Below are 20,312 nucleotides of genomic sequence, written 5' to 3' on the forward strand. Positions count from 1 at the left end.
TTGATTGATGGGCAGTCCTTAATGTTTCTAAATGGTTTCGCGAGGCTTTTTCAAGGCGGTTAAATATTGAGTATTTCCTCTGGAAATTCATCAATTGCTGCTAGCTTAACATACATAGCAATCGTATCTTTTTCGGCAATTTGTTTCATTTCAAAAGCATGATTTATTGTCTTTGGAACAATAACATATTCCTTGCCGCGATTTGGAGGCACTTTAATGTTATATTTTTTAAAATAAGGCAGAAGGAGCTGGATATGTTCCAGTTCGTCTGATTTTAGTTGAGAAAATGGATGAATTGGGCCAAATTTGTTAATGGAGGTACCGTAGTTTGCTTGTACTAAGTATTCGTTTTCTAAAGCATAGGTAAGCGCCTTTGCTAATGATATTTTTGGATCCTTGATGGCAGCTTTTGCCCCGTAAAGAGGTGCAGCAGCAGATGGATGAATTGATATGTTTTGGAATAAAGAAATGAAGAGCAGCAGAAGAATGATTTGTTTTTTCATTAGGGTAACACCTCGTAAAAAAGGAGTTTAGGATATTATTCGTTTCCATTATTGAATTATGTATTTTTTTAGTATTGTTTTTATTAAATCAAGAAATGATTTAAGATTCAGTACTATGGGATAACTGGGATTTTACTTGAAAAATACTACTTTATTTAAAGTCGCTCATAATGTTTTGGCAGTATGTTGATTGAGACACCTTGGGGAGTAACAGGACAGGGTAGACCTAAGATCTGGACAAACCTGGACAACTCGCTGAAGTTAAGATGCCTGCAGTGTGCAACGGAAGAACAAATTTTACATGCCTTATTTTACAAACTAAAAAAGATAGGACAAAAAGTCCTATCCCCATTTGATAAGCTGGCCTGAACGGCTGAGTCCGCCTCCAAATCCATAAAGCAAAAGATGATCTCCATTCTTTACTTTTCCTTCTTTAATCCCTAGGTCAAGAGCTAACGGTATGGAAGCAGCAGAGGTATTTCCGTAATAAACCAAACTTGACAGTGTTTTTTCTATTGGATAGTTACTTTTTTCACAAATGGATTCAATCATTCGTAGGTTTGCGCTATGAGGGATAAACCAATCAACATCCTGTATGGATAAATCTGCTTTTTCAATTACCGATGTCATTCCAATTGGAACTGCCTTTACAGCCCATTTATATACCTCACGACCATTTTGGACAAGCTGCCTTTTATGTTGTAGTTCATTGCCAAACATTTTGTCAGATAGATATGTTCCATATAAATTTAGAGCCTTTTCACCCTCTGAGACAACATGAGAGGATAGGAAGCTCCCGCTTTCCTCATATTCAACAAGCACAGCGCCCGCACCATCTCCAAATAGGATACATGTTGTGCGGTCGGTAAAATCCGTTATCTTAGATAGTGTTTCAGCGCCAATAACAAGGATTTTCCTATGAAGCCCAGCTGTAATTAAACCATTCGCAAGATGCAGACCGTAGGTGAATCCGGCACAAGCCGCATTGATATCAATCGCACCAGCTTGTTTTAATCCTAACCTTCCCTGGATATATGAGGCAGTACTAGGTGTTTGATAGTCAGGAGATAATGTGCACACGATGATCAGATCAACATCATGAATGTCTTTATGATAACGTTCCATTAAGTTTTCAATTGCTTTAATACTTAAGTCACTTGTGAACTCATTTTCTGATGCAAATCTTCGTTCTTTAATACCTGTGCGTCTGATGATCCATTCATCATTCGTATCAACCAATTTTTCAAGATCAAAATTTGTTACAACATTATCTGGGACATAAGAACCGATGGCAGTTATGCTGGCTTTTGAAATCATGTTTGATCACCTCGTTTTTATAATCTAATCATAACACTAATTTCTATTACCTGGTACTAAAATGTTTGATTTCTTCAATTTTTGTTTAAACGAAGGAAATAACCTTATCATTATTGAATATAAACATGAACAACAAAAAAGAAAGACCTGTAACAGGTCTTCCTTTGAACTTTGTTTATGTAGGTAAAAGTATACTTTGTCATTTAATGATCTTTATTAGAATCTTCCTTGCTGTTTAATTCTGCCAGCTTTGCCAACAGGATATGCTGCGGCATATGCATAATTTGTTCAAGCGGAACATTAAGTGATTTTGCGAGTTTTTGGGCTGTTTCAGCTGAAATTTGTAATGGTCTCATAAAAGTTTCCCTCCTCCCATATATTTTACACGAATTGAAGGTGATAACAAGATGACATTAATCTTTGGCCATAGAGGTGCGGCAGGAAGCTATCCTGAAAATACAATGTGTTCTTTCGTAGCAGCTAATGCTGCTGGTGCAGATGGGATTGAATTGGATGTTCAAATGACAAGGGATGGGGAGCTAATCGTCATTCATGACGAAACAGTTGATCGAACAACAAATGGCACTGGCTATGTAAAGGATTTTACATGTGAAGAGATTATTCGTTTAGACGCAAGCTTCAAATTTTCACAATTTAAAGGCTCCGCTTTTATTCCGACGCTAAACGAGGTACTGGAATGGGGAAAACAGCATGAACAATTACTAATTAATATTGAATTAAAAAACGGAATCATTGAATATCCGGAAATTGAAAGAAAAACAATCGAACTTATTCGAAAGCATCATCTTGAAAAACAAGTGATTATTTCTTCTTTTAATCATGATAGTTTGGTTACTTGTAAGGAAATTGCTCCGGAAATCGAAACAGCTGCTCTTTATATGGAAAGATTATTTAAGCCGTGGGCATATGCTGCAAATATAGGGGCGAAAGGCTTGCATCCGCATCACAATGCTGTAGAAAAGGAAATTATTTTACAATCTCAAAATTATGGAGTAGCTGTCAGGCCCTTTACAGTAAATGAACCGACACTTATGGAAAAATTAATAAATGATCATTGTACGGGATTTTTTACTGATTTTCCTGAACTAGCTGTTAAGTTAAAAAATAAGGATTCTTTCTAATAGATTGTTGTTTTTAATAGGTTCTTTTACGAAAACTGTTTAAGAATGATTGGAGTTGGTTGAGTGACTCCTTCTCCAGCTGCGGGACATGTGGGACTTATACAGGGGGTTCCGCCGCGTGATAAGTAAGCACCTTTCACTGCAAAAAATCACTCCGCAGAACTTGTTAATTAACAACAAAGTTTGCGTAGATAGCTAAAAATAAAACATTTCAACGTGAAAAAAGGGGTCTGACTTAAAATAAAAATGGTCAGGCCCCTTAAAATAATGTAGAATCCATTAAAGGTTTCATGTTATCAAGGGCTGATCCATTTGAAGCAGATTATTAATATTCACAAGACCACAGTTCCAATTTATCTTTTAGAAAATCGTTTTTGCACTTTATTCCGTTTTCGATCTCGGTAAAAGATAAACCCCGCTACAAAGCTAAGTCCACCAAGGAAAAGGAAAAGACCTAATATAAACTGCAAAAATAAATTTGGGATAGGCGGCTGTAAAATGCCAAACGTCATATCGCGCATAAGCTTTATGCCATATGCAGCTAGTACTCCAGGAATCACCATAATAATAAGTGCAATTATTCTAGACATAAAGATTTAAGTCCTTTCTTGTTCTCACTTCATTTTCATTCTCACATGATTGTTTGTCAAGTCCTAATCTATAGGCTATGATATAAGTGTGCAATTTTTTGCATATAATTTCATTAAAGCGTTTTTAGGAAATAAAGTTTGTTGACGATTTTTAGTGCTTTTGCATTTTTTAAGAGATAAGAATATAAATTTTTTATATTTAGTTTGGGTGTCTAACTCCAGGCGCCATCGGCCTCGCACAGGATGTGCAAGAGCAGTTAGAGATAGGTACGCCTTCGTTTTAACTGCTTCTAGCTTCTAGTCAAATAGGAATTGGTGGTATTGACATCATCTATTCCTATTTACCTTATGCTTGTCGCCGAATGGTTATCGCCTTGCGCTTTTCTTAATCGTGACTAAAAGGGGATAGGTTTATGCAACGTGTAATGATCGTCGGAGCTGGTAAAGGTGGAACAGCTTTGTTAAAAAGAATTGTCGAAACAAATTTAATGAAAGTAGCGGCTATAGTGGATAAAAATGAGCAGGCACCAGGAATAGCGCTAGCTAAAACATTTAACATTGAAACAAGCAAACATTGGATGCCTGTGATGAGGAAGAATATAAACATTATCATTGAGGCAACCGGAAATAAAGAGGTTATGAAGAGCCTGCAAATGGACAAGGAACCGGGTATGGTGATTATTCCAGGTGCTGTAGCCCATCTTATTTCTGAATTAGTTGAAGAAAAGGAAGTATTAATAGCAAAATTAAAAGAGGAAACATATAAGCAGCAAACAATCTTTAATTCTACAAATGATGGCATGATTGTCATTGATATAAATGAGAAAATTATTTTGTTTAATAAAACTGCTGAGAAAATTACCGGTTTTCCTCGTAAAAAAGCTCTTGGATTGAATATCATTGATGTTATTCCTTCTAGTAAATTACCAAGAACGCTTACGACACGTGAGGTTGAGACAAATCAAGAACAAGTCCTTGAAAATGGCCTGAAGATTATTACGACGCGCATTCCAATGATTGATGAATCAGGTAATCTATTAGGAGCATTAGCCCTTTTTAAAGATATTACCGAGGTTGTAAATTTAGCAGAGGAAGTGACAAATTTAAAGGAAATTCAAGTGCTGCTGGAATCAATTATTCAATCTTCTGAAGAGGCTATTTCTGTAGTAGATGAAGAAGGTCGCGGGATTCTGATCAATCGTGCCTATACAAAATTGACCGGTTTATCAGAAGAACAGGTATTAGGAAAGCCAGCAACCGCTGATATCTCTGAGGGTGAAAGTATGCATATGAAAGTGTTGCAAACGAGACGTGCAGTGCGTGGGGTAAGGATGAAAGTTGGACCTGCCAAACGAGATGTAATTGTTAATGTTGCACCGGTTATCGTTGACGGAAAGCTAAAGGGTAGTGTCGGGGTAATTCAGGATGTCTCGGAAATTCAAAAGCTGACAACTGAATTAAATCGGGCAAGACAAATTATTCGAACCCTGGAGGCTAAGTATTCCTTTGAAGATATTATAGGGGTAAGCGAAGAGATGAAAATGGCGATTGAGCAGGCAAAGCTTGGTGCAAAAACTCCTGCAACCGTGCTCCTAAGAGGAGAATCCGGAACAGGGAAAGAACTTTTTGCCCACGCTATACATAATGCAAGTGACCGAAAGTATAACAAATTTATACGGGTGAATTGTGCAGCCATATCAGAGAATCTTTTGGAAAGTGAACTTTTTGGTTATGTAGAGGGAGCATTTTCAGGAGCGAAACGCGGCGGGAAGAGAGGATTTTTTGAAGAAGCAAATAATGGAAGCATTTTCTTGGACGAAATTGGTGAATTATCAGCGAATATGCAAGCAAAACTCCTAAGGGTGCTGCAGGAAAATGAGATCGTAAAGGTTGGCGGAACAAAACCACTTTCCGTAAATGTACGAGTAATTGCTGCAACCAATGTAAATATTGAAAAGGCTATGGCAGAAGGAAGCTTCCGTGAGGATCTTTATTATCGTTTAAATCGATATCCAATCTCCATACCGCCATTGAGAGACAGAAAAGAGGATATTCCTTCATTATGTGTACGCTTGATTAGCAAATTGAATCAGGATTACGGAAGGAATATTGAAACAATTACGCAACATGCGGTTGAGCTTCTGCATCAATATGATTGGCCAGGAAATGTACGAGAATTAGAAAATGTGTTAGGCAGGGCTATCATTTTTATGGATTATCATGAAACGAAGATTGAAGCAAAGCATATTCCTCAACTTCAAGTTCCATTAAAAGAAAGAAAAGTACAAGAAAATGGCCCATTTGTTCATAATAATGATGAGACGCTAGCCGATGCTGTCGAGCGGGTTGAAGCAGAAGTAATCAAGCAATCACTAGAAAAGCATGAGTATAACCGTACTCAAACGGCAAGGGCTCTAGGGATTTCATTAAGAAGCCTGTATTATAAAATGGAAAAGTATAACCTTGCAAATAATAGCATGCAATAATGTACATAGTTTGCAAAATAGTGCATGTTCGTTATATGATAAAAGGGAATGATGATACATTCATTACATTGAGTGTACACAAATACATACCCGCTAATAAACATAACGTTGATTTTTGCACAGGTGGTTTACATATACATTCATTTTTAAACACGACTTAAGATGTTGGCACACTTCTTGCTAATTAAGATGATAAAGGCAGATGAATACATCTTGGAAGGAACTGAGTACAAATGAAGTTAGAGAATCTGCTGAAAAAAGCAGCTGAAATAAAAGGGAAGGTAGTAGCGGTTGCTTCTGCAGAGGATAAAGAGGTTATTGAAGCTGTTTCTGAAGCAATTACACGTGACCTTGCTCGTTTTATGCTTTTTGGCAAGAAAGAAGCCATTGAGGATCTTCTTATTTCAAAAGGCATTGGCAAAAATTCTGTTGAAATTATTCAAGCAAGAAACAAGGAACAAGCAGCTGAATTGGCTGTAAGGGCCGTACATCAAAACGAAGCTTCTGTGCTAATGAAGGGAAATGTTCCAACGGCAACATTGCTAAAAGCTGTGTTAAATAAGGAATATGGTCTTCGCACAGGCAGAATCTTATCTCATGTGGCCATTTTCGAAGTTCCGGAATTTACAAAATTCGTTTTCGTAACAGATGCTGCTATGAATATTGCTCCTGATTTACAGCAAAAGGTGCAAATTGTTGTAAATTCCGTTGAAATTGCTAAAGCAATTGGCATTGAAATCCCAAAGGTTGCTGCCCTTGCTGCAGTAGAGGTCGTAAATCCTGCGATGCAGGCATCAATTGACGCTGCTTCCTTAACAATGATGAATATGAGAGGGCAAATAAAGGGTTGCATGATTGACGGACCTTTAGCGCTTGATAATGCAATTTCACTGGACGCAGCAAGACATAAAGGGATTAAAAGCGAGGTAGCAGGACAAGCTGATATACTACTCGTACCTACGATTGAGGTTGGAAATGCCTTGTATAAATCGTTGATTTATTTTGCAAAAGCTAGAGTTGGAGCGGTCATTGCTGGAGCGAAAGCACCAATTGTGTTAACAAGTCGCACGGACTCATCCGAAAGTAAGCTCTATTCCTTAGCATTAGCGATTTGTTCATCTGAAAAGTAAACCATTAGGAGGAAATCAACATCATGGAAATATTCAATTATATGGAGAGTTACGATTATGAGCAATTGGTATTTTGCCAAGATAAACAATCAGGACTGAAGGCAATCATCGCTATCCATGATACTACCCTAGGGCCGGCCTTAGGAGGCACCCGTATGTGGACATATGCCACAGAAGAAGAGGCGATTGAGGATGCTTTGCGGTTGGCTCGCGGAATGACTTATAAGAATGCTGCAGCAGGTTTAAATCTTGGAGGCGGAAAAACCGTTATTATCGGTGATCCTAGAAAAGATAAGAATGAAGAGATGTTCCGGGCGTTTGGCCGCTATATTCAAGGGTTGAATGGTCGGTATATAACGGCAGAAGATGTCGGAACAACTGTTGCGGATATGGATTTAATTCATGAGGAGACCAATTATGTAACAGGAATTTCCCCTGCTTTTGGATCCTCAGGAAATCCTTCTCCTGTTACGGCATTTGGCGTATATCGCGGAATGAAGGCGGCAGCAAAAGAGGCGTTCGGAACAGATTCACTTGAGGGGAAGGTCGTTGCAGTACAAGGGGTTGGAAATGTAGCTTACAATTTGTGTAAACATTTGCATGAAGAGGGTGCACAGTTAATTGTTACTGACATCAACAAAGAAGCAGTGCGCCGTGCAGTAGAGGATTTTGGTGCGAAAGCGGTTGAACCAAATGATATCTATAGCGTCGAATGCGATATTTATGCACCGTGTGCACTTGGTGCGACGATAAATGATGTAACGATCCCGCAATTAAAAGCCAAGGTTATTGCTGGTGCAGCGAATAACCAATTAAAAGATGCTAAACATGGTGATATCATTCATGAAATGGGCATTGTATATGCACCGGATTACGTGATTAATGCCGGCGGTGTAATTAATGTAGCTGATGAACTTTATGGGTACAACAGTGAACGTGCACTCAAAAAGGTAGAAGGCATTTATACGAATATTTCTCGAGTGATTGAACTTGCAAAGCGTGACGGTATCCCTACTTATAAAGCTGCTGACCGTCTTGCAGAAGAAAGAATTGCACGTATGAGAAATTCACGAAGTCAATTTTTACAAAACGGACATCATATTTTAAGTCGTCGCTAATAAATGATTGACCGTTGGGGTTAGGAGTCATGCTTCTCTTAACTCCAATTTCACTTTACATACAGATCTAACTCAACTTCCCTTTCACATCGTAAAGAACAAACAGTGAATAATTTTTTAGATGACGGAGGTTAATACGTTGCAGGTGAATGAATATCGAATTCTAGTTCTTAACCCAGGGTCAACATCGACGAAAATAGGTGTTTTTGATAATGAGCGTTCTATTTTTGAAAAAACACTGCGACATGATGTTCAAAAGCTTCATACTTTTCCAACGATCATTGATCAGTATGACTTCCGTAAACAGTCTATATTGGAAACACTTCATGAAGAAGGAATCAACATTTCAAAAATCAATGCTGTTTGTGGTCGTGGAGGCTTGCTCCGCCCAATTGAGGGGGGGACATATACGGTTAATGAGCAAATGCTGGAAGATTTAAGAATAGGCTATGCTGGACAACATGCATCAAATCTTGGAGGAATTATTGCTTATGAAATAGCCAGTGGGCTCAACATACCTGCATTTATTGTTGATCCGGTTGTTGTGGATGAAATGGAGGATATTGCAAAAATTTCAGGTATGCCTGCTATTGAGCGAAGAAGTATTTTTCATGCGTTAAATCAAAAAGCAGTTGCCCGCCGTGTTGCATCTGATTTCAATAAGAAATATGAAGACATGAACCTGATCATTACACATATGGGCGGAGGGATTACTGTAGGCGTCCATAAACGAGGCAGAGTTGTGGATGTAAATAATGGCTTGCATGGTGACGGTCCATTTAGTCCGGAACGTGCTGGAACAGTGCCGGCAGGTGATCTTATTTCAATGTGTTACTCTGGGGAGTACTACCTTGAGGAAATGATGAAGAAAATTGTCGGGCAAGGCGGTCTTGTCGGATATCTAGGAACAAATGATGCAGTCAAGGTTGAAAAAATGGTTGAAGCAGGTGATAGGAAGGCATCCCTCATCTACTCAGCTATGGCATATCAAATTGCAAAAGAAATTGGCTCTGCCAGTGCTGTTTTAAAAGGCAAAGTTGATGCTATTGTACTAACAGGCGGATTAGCCTATGGCAAAAAATTTGTAAAAGAAATATCCTCCTATATTGATTGGATTGCAGACGTTTTAGTGTTTCCTGGGGAAAACGAATTGCAGGCACTCGCTGAAGGAGCATTGCGTGTGTTAACAAAGGAAGAAAAAGCGAAGCATTATCCGAATTCAAAACAATTAATTTCGGGCAGAAACAAATAGTAATGATCGATTAACGTTAAAAAAAATTTTTGGATATAAGAAGAATTAGTTAAAAGGAGGGATATGATGGCAACCGAATATGATTTAGTCATCCTTGGAGGAGGAACGGGCGGTTATGTTGCTGCAATCCGAGCCTCCCAGCTTGGCCTTAAAACAGCTGTGGTTGAAAAAGGGAAGCTAGGTGGTACCTGTTTACATAAAGGCTGCATCCCCAGTAAAGCACTCCTTAGAAGTGCTGAAGTATTTGCAACAGCGAAAAAAAGCTCTGAATTCGGTGTTGAAATCCCTGAAGTGAAAGTGAACTTTCTAAAAGTTCAAGAAAGAAAAGAACGGATTATCGGACAGCTTCACAATGGAGTGCAACAGCTCATGAAAAAAGGAAAAATTGATGTATACGAAGGAATAGGGCGCATTTTAGGACCATCAATTTTTTCGCCAATGCCTGGAACTATTTCTGTTGAAATGAACAATGGGGAAGAAAACGAAATGCTTATTCCGAAAAATGTAATTGTTGCGACAGGTTCAAGACCAAGAAGTCTGCCAGGTCTCGAACTCGATGGAGAGGCTGTGTTAACTTCAGATGAAGCTTTGGAATTAACGACTCTGCCAAAATCAATGATCATTGTAGGCGGTGGTGTCATCGGCATTGAATGGGCTTCAATGCTTTCAGATTTCGGTGTAGAAATTACGGTTCTAGAATACTCAGAAAGAATTTTGCCAACAGAAGATAAAGAGATTTCTAAAGAGATGGAACGGTTAATGAAGAAAAAGGGCATTACCATTGTAACTGGCTGTAAGGTGTTACCAGAAACGTTTAAAAAAGAAAGTCAGGCATCAATAAAAGCGGAGCATAAAGGTGAAGAAAAATCATTTGTGGCTGATAAAATCCTCTTATCGGTTGGAAGGCAAGCTAATGTGGAAGGGATTGGACTGGAAAATACCGATATAAAAACAGAAAATGGGTTTATTGCAACCAATCAATTTTATCAAACGAAAGAATCACATATATACGCGATTGGCGATGTTATTGGCGGCTTGCAATTAGCACATGTTGCTTCACATGAAGGTATTATAGCCGTTGAACATATCGCAAATGAAAAGCCGATTCTATTAAACGAAACATTTGTACCAAAATGTATATACAGTTCACCCGAGATTGCGAGTGTCGGATTAACTGAAGACGAAGCAAATGCTCAAGGCTTTAAAACGAAAGTAGGCAAGTTTCCATTTAAAGCGATTGGAAAGGCTTTGATCTTCGGTGAAGCAGATGGGTTTGTTAAGCTTGTTGTCGATGAAGAAACTGATGATCTCCTAGGTGTCCATATGATTGGACCACATGTCACCGACATGATTTCGGAAGCAGGGCTTGCTAGGGTATTGGATGCTACTCCATGGGAAGTCTCACACACAATACATCCTCATCCGACATTATCTGAAGCAATTGGTGAAGCGGCACTTGCTGTTTATGGAAAGGCGATTCATTTTTAATGGGAGGTAATAGAATGACAGAAAACCGACATCAAGTTTTAGGTCTTACAGATCACGATGTTTTAAAAATGTATGAAACAATGGTTTTGGCTAGAAAAATAGATGAACGCATGTGGTTATTAAATCGCGCCGGCAAAATACCATTTGTTATTTCGTGCCAAGGTCAAGAGGGTGCTCAGGTTGGGGCAGCTTTTGCCTTAGATTTCGATGAGGATTATGTCCTTCCATATTACCGGGATATGGGTGTCGTTTTAACGTTTGGCATGACAGCTAAGGAGTTAATGTTATCTGGTTTTGCGAAAGCTGAGGATCCAAACTCAGGAGGCAGACAAATGCCGGGTCACTTCGGTCAAAAGAAAAACCGTATTGTAACAGGTTCTTCCCCTGTTACAACACAAGTACCCCACGCTGTTGGTATCGCATTGGCAGGAAAAATGCAAAAAAAGAATTTGGTTACATTTGTTACTTTTGGAGAAGGCTCTTCCAACCAAGGGGATTTTCATGAAGGAGCGAATTTCGCAGCTGTTCATAAGCTTCCTGTTATTTTAATGTGTGAAAATAACAAGTATGCGATCTCTGTGCCGTATAACAAACAGGTTGCCTGCGAAAAAATTTCTGACAGGGCAATTGGCTACGGAATGCCTGGAGTGACAGTTGATGGCAATGATCCTCTAGAAGTTTATGCTGCAGTAAAACAGGCTGCAGACCGCGGCCGTAGAGGTGAAGGTCCGACATTGATCGAAACAGTCTCATATCGTTTAACACCACATTCTAGTGATGATGATGATCGAAGCTATCGGGAGCAAGATGAAGTAGCGGAAGCAAAGAAAAATGATCCGATCAAGACGTTTGCCACCTATTTGAAAGAGGTTGGTGTGTTAACGGATAAAATAGAAAACGAAATGTTCGATAACATTATGAAAATCGTAGATGAAGCAACAGATTATGCAGAAGCTGCTCCATATGCGGATCCAGAACATGCGTTAAAGTACGTATATGCAGAGTAAGGGGGATAAAACATGGCTGTTATTTCATATATAGATGCCATTACAATGGCAATGCGGGAAGAGATGGAGCGCGACGAAAAGGTTTTTGTGCTCGGAGAGGATGTTGGAAAAAAAGGCGGAGTCTTTAAAGCAACTGCAGGTTTGTATGATAAATTTGGCGAAGAACGGGTTATTGATACACCGCTGGCAGAATCTGCTATAGCAGGAGTTGGAATTGGTGCAGCTATGTATGGTATGAGGCCGATAGCTGAAATGCAATTTGCCGATTTTATCATGCCTGCAGTGAACCAAATTATTTCTGAGGCTGCAAAAATTCGCTATCGCTCGAATAACGATTGGAGTTGTCCTATTACGATTCGCGCGCCATTCGGTGGTGGGGTTCATGGAGCACTTTATCACTCACAATCTGTAGAGGCAGTTTTTGCCAATCAACCTGGGTTAAAAATCGTTATCCCATCCACACCTTATGATGCAAAAGGGCTGTTAAAAGCAGCGATACGTGATGAAGATCCTGTTTTATTTTTTGAACATAAACGGGCCTATCGTTTAATAAAAGGAGAAGTTCCTGAAGAAGACTATGTTCTCCCGATTGGAAAAGCAGATGTAAAACGTGAAGGTGAAGATCTGACTGTCATCACTTATGGTTTGTGTGTGCATTTCGCCTTGCAAGCAGCTGAACGACTTGCTGCCGACGGAATCTCTACCCATGTTTTAGATTTACGAACTGTTTATCCTTTAGATAAAGAGGCAATCATTGAGGCTGCCTCTAAAACAGGCAAAGTATTGCTCATTACTGAGGACAACAAAGAAGGCAGTATTATTAGTGAAGTATCCGCAATTATTGCTGAGAATTGTTTGTTTGATTTAGATGCTCCAATTATGCGGTTGGCCGGTCCGGATGTACCAGCTATGCCTTACGCACCAACGATGGAAAAATACTTTATGGTTAATCCGGATAAAGTAGAAGAAGCGATGCGCAAGCTTGCAGAATTCTAATTGATTAACATTCTTATAGAGAATCAGGAATGATTAGCCTTTAACCAAGGAGGTTTCAGTAGTGGCAATAGAACAAATTAAAATGCCTCAGTTAGGTGAAAGTGTAACAGAAGGTACGATTAGTAATTGGCTTGTTTCTGCAGGGGATAAAGTAAATAAATATGACCCGCTTGCAGAAGTAATGACGGATAAAGTAAATGCAGAGGTTCCCTCCTCCTTTAGCGGTGTCATCAAAGAAATCATTGCTGATGAAGGAACAACATTGGCAGTAGGTGAAGTCATTTGTACGATAGAAGTGGAAGGAACAACAGAAGCAGTTACAGACACGAAAGATAAAGCAGAAAGTGATCAAAATGCCATAGCCGAGGCTAAAGAGGAAAAACTAGAGGAGCAACCAAACAAAAAGCGTTATTCCCCAGCGGTGCTCAGAATGGCACAGGAGCATGAGATCGATTTAGAAAAAGTAAATGGTACAGGTGCTGGCGGCCGCATTACAAGAAAAGATATCATAAAGCTTGTAGAAAGCGGGACGATACCAAAAGCAGACGCTGATAAACAAGAGGTTCTACTAAAACCTCAACCTGAAAAATTTGCACAGACAGCTCCAGATCAAGTGCAAAGATCTGTTCCTGTTGCACCTGGGGATATTGAAATCCCGGTTTCAGGAGTTCGTAAAGCAATTGCTGCGAATATGGTTCGCTCAAAACATGAGGCGCCACATGCATGGATGATGATCGAGGTAGATGTAACGAATCTTGTTGAATACCGAAATGCCATAAAAGAAAAATTTAAACAAAAAGAGGGCTTTAACTTAACTTTCTTTGCCTTTTTTGTTAAGGCAGCAGCACAAGCGTTAAAAGAATACCCGCAATTAAATTCTACGTGGGCGGGAGATAAAATCATTCAAAAGAAAGAGATCAATATCTCGATAGCAGTAGCTAAAGAGGATTCCTTATTTGTCCCAGTGATAAAAGCAGCTGATGAAAAAACGATAAAAGGAATCGCTCGGGAAATCACAGATTTAGCCGGAAAAGCCCGCAATGGAAAACTCACATCTGCTGATATGCAAGGTGGAACATTTACCGTAAACAATACAGGTTCGTTTGGATCTGTTCAATCAATGGGGATTATTAATCATCCTCAAGCTGCAATCTTACAGGTAGAATCGATTGTAAAACGCCCAGTCGTAATCAATGGAATGATTGCTGTTAGAGATATGGTGAATTTATGCCTGTCACTTGACCACAGAGTGTTAGACGGGTTAATTTGCGGCCGTTTTTTAGCGCGTTTAAAGGAAATCTTAGAAAATACGTCGAAAGAAACAACTTCAATATATTAAAAAATGAAGGGTTGTCTATTCAGGGACTGCTCCCCAATGTGCAGCGGGGGCTGGTTCTTTGAATGTTTAGACAGCCCATTTTGATTTTATCTCTTAAAAAATATTTACCGTACCAGCTACTCATTGCTGATAGGAAAAAATTATAATAAAATAAAGTTATAGTTTTCTTTTTTAGTCCGCATAAAAGCCAGATTGGTTGCGGAAAAAAACAAGTAAGATCAGTAAAGCCATTTTCAATAATGTAAACGCATTCTTTGGGGTTAAACATGAAAGATACGATTGCAACTGTTAGGTTCATGACAATCGACTAGGGGGTGAGCTTCCGAAAAGGAAGCATTTCATGGGAGATGGGCAAGGTATGACACAGACAAAGGGAAAATGGATTGATTGGAAAGCGGAAGCAGAAAAAGCATTAAAAGGAAAGGGAATCGAATGCCTCAATTCACTTACGTATGAAGGGATCACACTAAAGCCTTTATATGTGAAGGAAGATACCGATTTTGTTATACAAACATCTAAGAGAGAAGACCGTAAACATAACAATTGGCGTGTTAGCCAGGTTCTTTTTGCGGATGATCCTTCGACATTATGTAAGAGGATAAAACATGCAAAAGCACGAGGACAGGATTCTTTTTATCTGAAAAATTTTAGTTTTTTAGAAAATAAGCAGGAAATAGCCGCTGCTTTTCAATCTATTGATTGGGAGCAGGATTCGATCTTTTTTGATGTGGGTGAAAAGTTTGAGTTTATCCCAAGGTTTCTTCAATATCTTAAAGAGTCTCAAAACGTCAAGGCTGCTAAAGGTACACTAGGCTTTGATCCGTATGAAAGCCTGCTGATAAAAGGGGAAGCTCCCATTGCTTTAGGCACGCAATATGATTTTCTGGCAGATAGTATAAAGTGGTGCCAGAAGAATCAATCAAGCGTTCGAACCATCCTGATCAAGGGAAATCTATACCATGAAGCGGGCGGCCATTCCGTTCAAGAGCTGGTATACACCTTCTCACACGCATTAGATGTAATAAATGAGCTGATCAATCGGGGGCTATCTATCACAACAATTGCCAAAAGGCTTGCCTTTACTTTTGCTATAGGCTCGAATTTCTATATGGAAATTGCTAAACTCCGAGCTGCAAAGCAAATATGGGCTTCGCTTCTTCACGCATTGGGAGGTGATGAAGTCTCTCCTAGCATGTTTCTGCATGCGGTCACATCATCATTTAATAAATCTGCTTTTGATATTCATGTAAATCTTTTAAGGACAACAACTGAAGGATTTGCGGCTGCTGTTGCAGGAGTAGACGAATTAACAATCCTACCATTTGATTTGTTTTTTGCTGAAGAGGGGAGTTTAGGAGAAAGAATCGCTAGGAATACACAATTTATTTTAAAGGAAGAAAGTTTGATTTCAAGAGTAGTAGATCCAGCTGCAGGAGCTTATTATATTGAGGTGTTAACAAATGAGCTTGCTGAAAAAGCTTGGAGAGAAATAGTCAAAATAGATGAAAACGGAGGATTTCTTCGTTTATTAACAAAAGGAACCCCGCAAAAAGAGCTAAAGAAAACGGCTGACACAAGGCTGCAGGACGTAAATTGGCAAAAAACAAAGATAATTGGGATTAATGCCTTCGCAAATCTTGAAGATAGAGTCTTAGCTAAACGTAAGGAAAAGAAGGTGGAGGCAGAAAATCCGTCAGCTGGAAGTAACCCTTCATTTGCGGAAGCTTGGAAAATCCTAAATGAATCAGTATCGACTCATTCAATAGATAAGCAAGAATTGCATCCCGTTCAACCGCTAACCATCGTACGTCTTGCTGAGCATTATGAGCAGCTTAGATTTCACTCAGAAGCCTATGAGCAGTATCACGGGTACAAACCAACTGTGACTGTTATGGTTTTTGGAAGATTAAAAGATTATAAGCCACGACTTGATTTTCTAACAGGTCTCCTTGCTTCTGGCGGTTTACAAGTAGATGTTGTTTCTAGTGAAAGCGAAATCACCGCTATTAAGGGAAATATTATGATTTGTTGCGGAAAAGATGAAGATTATGAGTGTGTTGATTTCTCCTTTATCAACGAGATAAAAGCTGTTAATAAGCAAGCAACATTTTTTATCGTTGGAAATGGTCATGATAAAAAAATGGAAGAAAGCGGAATATCTGGTTCAGTCACAGCGAATATGAATGCTTATGAGTATTTAGTCACATTGCATCAATTAATAGGGGTGAGAGAGAGATGAAACGCCGAACGATTTCAGGTGCACAGTTGCTTAAGGGAACCAATATGGCAGAGGCTTCTCCATCATTTTTTACGACACATGAGCAAATAAAGGTAAAAAACGTTTATTCCTTGCAAGATCTAGAAAATGTTGAGCATCTCGATACCTTTCCAGGTATTCAACCCTATTTGCGTGGACCATATGCCACCATGTATGTAAATCGACCTTGGACGATAAGACAGTATGCTGGTTTTTCAACAGCGGAGGAAAGCAATGCCTTTTTTCGCCGGAATTTAGAAATGGGACAAAAAGGTTTATCTGTTGCGTTTGATTTGGCAACACACCGCGGATATGATTCAGACCATCCTCGCGTAGTAGGCGATGTAGGCAAAGCAGGAGTTGCGATTGATTCCCTTTTAGATATGAAGATGTTATTCGATGGGATTCCATTAGATGAGATGTCTGTATCGATGACAATGAATGGTGCTGTCTTGCCGATTATGGCTTTTTATATCGTTACAGCAGAGGAGCAAGGAGTACCGAAGGAAAAGCTTACGGGGACAATTCAAAATGATATTTTAAAGGAATATATGGTTCGTAATACGTATATTTATCCACCTGAAACATCAATGAGAATTATTGGGGATATTTTCGAATATACAGCAAAGCATATGCCGAAATTTAACAGCATCAGCATTTCCGGTTATCATATGCAGGAGGCGGGAGCGCCAGCAGATCTTGAATTGGCCTATACTTTGGCAGATGGACTTGAGTATATTCGCACAGGATTGAAAGCAGGTCTTGATATTGATCAATTTGCGCCGCGTCTATCGTTTTTTTGGGCTATAGGAATGAATTATTTTATGGAAGTCGCTAAAATGAGGGCGGCAAGATTTTTATGGTCAGCCATTGTAAAACAATTTGAACCTAAAAACCCAAAATCCCTTGCATTGAGAACCCACTCCCAAACATCTGGCTGGAGCCTAACGGAACAGGATCCTTATAATAATGTGGTTCGAACCTGTATCGAGGCACACGCAGCCGCAATGGGACATACGCAATCACTACATACCAATGCATTGGATGAAGCAATTGCTTTACCAACGGACTTTTCAGCAAGAATCGCCCGTAATACACAGCTCTATTTACAGTATGAAACAGGGATTTGTCAAGTAATTGATCCGTGGGGCGGTTCCTATTACGTTGAGTCTCTAACGAATTCTCTAATTGAACGAGCCAAAGAACATCTTAAAGAGATTGAAGAACTTGGGGGAATGACGAAGGCGATTGAAACAGGACTGCCGAAAATGAAAATTGAAGAAGCGGCAGCAAGAAGACAGGCTAAAATTGATTCAGGAAAAGAACCGATTATTGGAGTAAATAAATTCAAGCTTGATGAAGAGGAGCCCCTCGATATTTTGACGATTGACAATTCAGCGGTAAGGAAAAAGCAAATCGAAAGACTTAAAGATGTAAAAGCGAACCGCAACGAAGATCTTGTGAATAAAGCGTTACAGGCCATAACAAAGGCTGCGGCAGATGGGGAAGGAAATCTTTTGGCATTAGCAGTGGAGGCAGCACGTGCCCGCGCGACCTTAGGAGAAATCTCCTTCGCTATAGAAAAGGTTAGCAGACGACATCAAGCAATGATTCGGTCGATTAGCGGTGTCTATAGCTCAGAATTCTCAAATGAAGAACAGATAAATGAAGTTAGAACAAAGACAGATCAGTTTTATGAGCTTGAAGGCAGACGCCCAAGAATCTTAATTGCCAAAATGGGACAGGACGGACATGATCGCGGTGCCAAGGTCATTGCAACTGCCTTTGCAGATTTAGGCTTTGATGTTGATATTGGACCGCTTTTTCAAACACCGGCAGAAACTGCGTTACAGGCGGTTGAAAATGATGTCCATGTAGTCGGTATGAGCTCGCTGGCTGCAGGACATAAAACACTGCTTCCCCATCTCATAAGTGAATTAAAAAAGCTGGGAAGAGAAGACATCCTTGTGATTGTTGGCGGAGTCATTCCATATCAGGATTATGATGAGCTTAAAGCAAGCGGTGCTTCAGAAATATTCGGTCCCGGGACAGTCATACCTGTTGCAGCAATGAAGGTTATTAACAGGATCCTTGAACAATTGGGATATGAGGAAATCGCCGAATGACAGAGTACTATCGTAAGAAGGCTGAAAAGGATGTTAACCATTATATTGACGGAATCTTAAATGGGGACCGTGTCATATTGGCCCAAGCCATTACAATGGTTGAAAGCAATGCAAAACGCCATTTTGAAAAAGCCCAGCAAATCATTGAGGCACTCTTAAAAAAACAGAGCTCTTCTATTAGAATCGGAATAACAGGAGTGCCTGGAGCAGGAAAAAGTACATTTATTGACTCCTTTGGAACCTACTTATGCAATCAGGGTTATCGTGTCGCTGTGCTTGCAGTTGACCCAAGCAGCAAGGTATCTAAAGGAAGCATTATGGGAGATAAAACAAGGATGGAACGCTTGGCAAGAAATCCTATGGCGTTTATTAGACCGTCACCTTCCGGGGGAAACCTTGGCGGGGTAAATCGTATGACACGAGAAACAATTATTTTATGTGAAGCAGCGGGTTATGATGTAATTTTGGTGGAGACAATGGGTGTAGGACAAGGGGAATTTGTTGTCCGCGATATGGTGGATTTTTTTATGCTGCTGGTTTTAACAGGTGCTGGTGATGAGCTGCAAACGATGAAAAAAGGAATCATGGAATTGCCTGACTTAGTTGTTGTGAATAAAGCTGATGGAGATAATTTGGAAAAAGCAAAGAAAGCGAAACAGGAATACAACACGATTCTTCATTTTTTAAAGCCATATACCGATGGCTGGTCAACAAGAGCTGTTACAGCTTCTGCATTAAAGGAAACAGGGATTGAGGAAATTGTCCAGATCATACATGAGTTTGCAGGAAACACAAAAGCAAGTGGTTTATTCTATAGAAGAAGGAATGAACAACAGCGAAATTGGCTGCATGAGCTCGTAAAGCACGAGCTCTATCAGCATTTTTATCATCATCCAATGGTCAATCAGCAGCTTACTCATTTTGAAAAAGCTGTCATGAATGGAGAAAAGACCGTAGCAGCGAGTGCATTGGATTTATTAGCGTTGTTTATAAAAGAATAAGACCGAGCGATCCATTTGCCCATTTAATAGATAACTTGGTAAAATAGCAGTATTGATTGATAAAGGAGAGGTTTTCATTGAGTATGGATTTTAATTTATTTATGAATGATATCGTGAAGCAGGCTCGCAAGGAAATTGTTGCTGCTGGATATACCGAGCTAAAGTCGCCGGAAGAGGTTGACGAAGTTCTAGAAAGTAAAGGAACAACGCTTGTTATGGTAAACAGTGTTTGCGGTTGTGCTGGTGGAATTGCCAGACCTGCTGCTGCACATGCTATTCATTTTGATAAACGCCCAGATAATCTTGTGACGGTCTTTGCGGGACAGGATAAGGAGGCCACAGCACGTGCGAGAGAGAAGTTCACAGGATATCCGCCATCATCACCATCTTTTGCTTTACTAAAAGATGGCAAGATCATGACAATGGTTGAACGTCATGAAATTGAAGGACATGATCCAATGTCTGTTGTAGCAAAGCTTCAATCAGCATTTGATGAATATTGTGATGAAGTTTAAGAACCAATTAAGAGGCAGGCTCATTTAATGAGCTTGCCTTTTTTT

17 protein-coding genes are annotated in these 20,312 nt (G+C 39.6%); 13 read left to right on the forward strand and 4 right to left on the reverse strand.

What is annotated here, in order from left to right; genetic code table 11:
- Positions 1–59: 59 nt before the first annotated feature.
- From WQ54_RS05825 to WQ54_RS32440, 3 genes are all read right to left on the reverse strand, one after another.
- Complete coding sequence (locus WQ54_RS05825) at positions 60–503, reverse strand: hypothetical protein (protein ID WP_046513436.1); 444 nt, start codon at positions 501–503, stop codon at positions 60–62.
- A 342-nt stretch (positions 504–845) separates the two neighbouring features.
- Positions 846–1,820, reverse strand: coding sequence for a ketoacyl-ACP synthase III (locus WQ54_RS05830; RefSeq protein WP_046513437.1), 975 nt, complete (start codon positions 1,818–1,820; stop codon positions 846–848).
- 203 nt (positions 1,821–2,023) lie between these two features.
- A complete protein-coding gene (locus WQ54_RS32440; protein ID WP_084821856.1) occupies positions 2,024–2,176 on the reverse strand; it encodes a YycC family protein in 153 nt (50 codons plus the stop codon).
- A gap of 51 nt (positions 2,177–2,227) precedes the next feature.
- Here WQ54_RS32440 and WQ54_RS05835 point away from each other — a divergent pair, with 51 nt between their 5' ends.
- Entirely contained in the window at positions 2,228–2,962 is a 735-nt protein-coding gene (locus WQ54_RS05835; protein ID WP_046513440.1) for a glycerophosphodiester phosphodiesterase, read from the forward strand.
- A gap of 353 nt (positions 2,963–3,315) precedes the next feature.
- Here the strand turns inward: WQ54_RS05835 and WQ54_RS05840 are convergent, their stop codons facing one another.
- Positions 3,316–3,552 (reverse strand): DUF2627 domain-containing protein, encoded by a 237-nt coding sequence (locus tag WQ54_RS05840; RefSeq protein ID WP_046513442.1) that lies wholly within the window; start codon positions 3,550–3,552, stop codon positions 3,316–3,318.
- Positions 3,553–3,965: 413 nt separating this feature from the next.
- On the opposite strand from WQ54_RS05840, the gene WQ54_RS05845 reads away from it, so the two are divergent.
- The 12 genes from WQ54_RS05845 to WQ54_RS05900 all read left to right on the forward strand — a co-directional run bounded on the left by WQ54_RS05845 (position 3,966) and on the right by WQ54_RS05900 (position 20,267).
- Positions 3,966–6,038 carry a sigma-54-dependent Fis family transcriptional regulator gene (locus tag WQ54_RS05845; RefSeq protein ID WP_046513445.1) on the forward strand — a complete coding sequence of 691 codons (2,073 nt, stop codon included), beginning with the start codon at positions 3,966–3,968 and terminating at the stop codon, positions 6,036–6,038.
- 233 nt (positions 6,039–6,271) lie between these two features.
- Positions 6,272–7,168, forward strand: coding sequence for a phosphate butyryltransferase (gene yqiS, locus WQ54_RS05850; protein WP_046513448.1), 897 nt, complete (start codon positions 6,272–6,274; stop codon positions 7,166–7,168).
- A gap of 23 nt (positions 7,169–7,191) precedes the next feature.
- Complete coding sequence (gene bcd / locus WQ54_RS05855; protein WP_046513451.1) at positions 7,192–8,286, forward strand: branched-chain amino acid dehydrogenase; 1,095 nt, start codon at positions 7,192–7,194, stop codon at positions 8,284–8,286.
- A gap of 139 nt (positions 8,287–8,425) precedes the next feature.
- Complete coding sequence (buk, locus tag WQ54_RS05860) at positions 8,426–9,538, forward strand: butyrate kinase (RefSeq protein ID WP_046513453.1); 1,113 nt, start codon at positions 8,426–8,428, stop codon at positions 9,536–9,538.
- A 66-nt stretch (positions 9,539–9,604) separates the two neighbouring features.
- Positions 9,605–11,026, forward strand: a complete 1,422-nt coding sequence (lpdA, locus tag WQ54_RS05865) for a dihydrolipoyl dehydrogenase (protein ID WP_046513456.1) — start codon at positions 9,605–9,607, stop codon at positions 11,024–11,026.
- A gap of 14 nt (positions 11,027–11,040) precedes the next feature.
- Positions 11,041–12,033 carry a thiamine pyrophosphate-dependent dehydrogenase E1 component subunit alpha gene (locus tag WQ54_RS05870; protein ID WP_046513457.1) on the forward strand — a complete coding sequence of 331 codons (993 nt, stop codon included), beginning with the start codon at positions 11,041–11,043 and terminating at the stop codon, positions 12,031–12,033.
- Positions 12,034–12,045: 12 nt separating this feature from the next.
- Positions 12,046–13,029: an alpha-ketoacid dehydrogenase subunit beta gene (locus WQ54_RS05875; RefSeq protein WP_046513460.1), complete on the forward strand. Its 984-nt coding sequence runs from the start codon at positions 12,046–12,048 to the stop codon at positions 13,027–13,029.
- 61 nt (positions 13,030–13,090) lie between these two features.
- Entirely contained in the window at positions 13,091–14,368 is a 1,278-nt protein-coding gene (locus tag WQ54_RS05880; protein WP_046513463.1) for a dihydrolipoamide acetyltransferase family protein, read from the forward strand.
- 340 nt (positions 14,369–14,708) lie between these two features.
- Positions 14,709–16,607 carry a methylmalonyl-CoA mutase family protein gene (locus WQ54_RS05885; RefSeq protein WP_046513466.1) on the forward strand — a complete coding sequence of 633 codons (1,899 nt, stop codon included), beginning with the start codon at positions 14,709–14,711 and terminating at the stop codon, positions 16,605–16,607.
- 44 nt (positions 16,608–16,651) lie between these two features.
- A complete protein-coding gene (gene scpA, locus WQ54_RS05890; protein ID WP_231597460.1) occupies positions 16,652–18,751 on the forward strand; it encodes a methylmalonyl-CoA mutase in 2,100 nt (699 codons plus the stop codon).
- The gene (meaB, locus tag WQ54_RS05895; protein WP_052737681.1) at positions 18,748–19,752 is read left to right on the forward strand and encodes a methylmalonyl Co-A mutase-associated GTPase MeaB; all 1,005 of its coding nucleotides are present in this window, start codon (positions 18,748–18,750) and stop codon (positions 19,750–19,752) included. The genes scpA and meaB overlap by 4 nt, the downstream gene beginning before the upstream one ends.
- Before the next feature lie 77 nt (positions 19,753–19,829).
- Positions 19,830–20,267 (forward strand): BrxA/BrxB family bacilliredoxin, encoded by a 438-nt coding sequence (locus WQ54_RS05900; RefSeq protein WP_046513469.1) that lies wholly within the window; start codon positions 19,830–19,832, stop codon positions 20,265–20,267.
- Positions 20,268–20,312 lie beyond the last annotated feature (45 nt).

The organism is Bacillus sp. SA1-12 (assembly GCF_000981385.1).
Lineage (GTDB): Bacteria > Bacillota > Bacilli > Bacillales > Bacillaceae > Metabacillus.

What these genes read in the sequence shown, in the direction of transcription:
- WQ54_RS05825 (WP_046513436.1), bottom strand. Translation starts at nt 503, where the DNA reads ATGAAAAAACAAATCATTCTTCTGCTGCTCTTCATTTCTTTATTCCAA.
- WQ54_RS05830 (WP_046513437.1), bottom strand. Translation starts at nt 1,820, where the DNA reads ATGATTTCAAAAGCCAGCATAACTGCCATCGGTTCTTATGTCCCAGAT.
- WQ54_RS32440 (WP_084821856.1), bottom strand. Translation starts at nt 2,176, where the DNA reads ATGAGACCATTACAAATTTCAGCTGAAACAGCCCAAAAACTCGCAAAA.
- WQ54_RS05835 (WP_046513440.1), top strand. Translation starts at nt 2,228, where the DNA reads ATGACATTAATCTTTGGCCATAGAGGTGCGGCAGGAAGCTATCCTGAA.
- WQ54_RS05840 (WP_046513442.1), bottom strand. Translation starts at nt 3,552, where the DNA reads ATGTCTAGAATAATTGCACTTATTATTATGGTGATTCCTGGAGTACTA.
- WQ54_RS05845 (WP_046513445.1), top strand. Translation starts at nt 3,966, where the DNA reads ATGCAACGTGTAATGATCGTCGGAGCTGGTAAAGGTGGAACAGCTTTG.
- yqiS (WP_046513448.1), top strand. Translation starts at nt 6,272, where the DNA reads ATGAAGTTAGAGAATCTGCTGAAAAAAGCAGCTGAAATAAAAGGGAAG.
- bcd (WP_046513451.1), top strand. Translation starts at nt 7,192, where the DNA reads ATGGAAATATTCAATTATATGGAGAGTTACGATTATGAGCAATTGGTA.
- lpdA (WP_046513456.1), top strand. Translation starts at nt 9,605, where the DNA reads ATGGCAACCGAATATGATTTAGTCATCCTTGGAGGAGGAACGGGCGGT.
- WQ54_RS05870 (WP_046513457.1), top strand. Translation starts at nt 11,041, where the DNA reads ATGACAGAAAACCGACATCAAGTTTTAGGTCTTACAGATCACGATGTT.
- WQ54_RS05875 (WP_046513460.1), top strand. Translation starts at nt 12,046, where the DNA reads ATGGCTGTTATTTCATATATAGATGCCATTACAATGGCAATGCGGGAA.
- WQ54_RS05885 (WP_046513466.1), top strand. Translation starts at nt 14,709, where the DNA reads ATGGGAGATGGGCAAGGTATGACACAGACAAAGGGAAAATGGATTGAT.
- scpA (WP_231597460.1), top strand. Translation starts at nt 16,652, where the DNA reads ATGGCAGAGGCTTCTCCATCATTTTTTACGACACATGAGCAAATAAAG.
- meaB (WP_052737681.1), top strand. Translation starts at nt 18,748, where the DNA reads ATGACAGAGTACTATCGTAAGAAGGCTGAAAAGGATGTTAACCATTAT.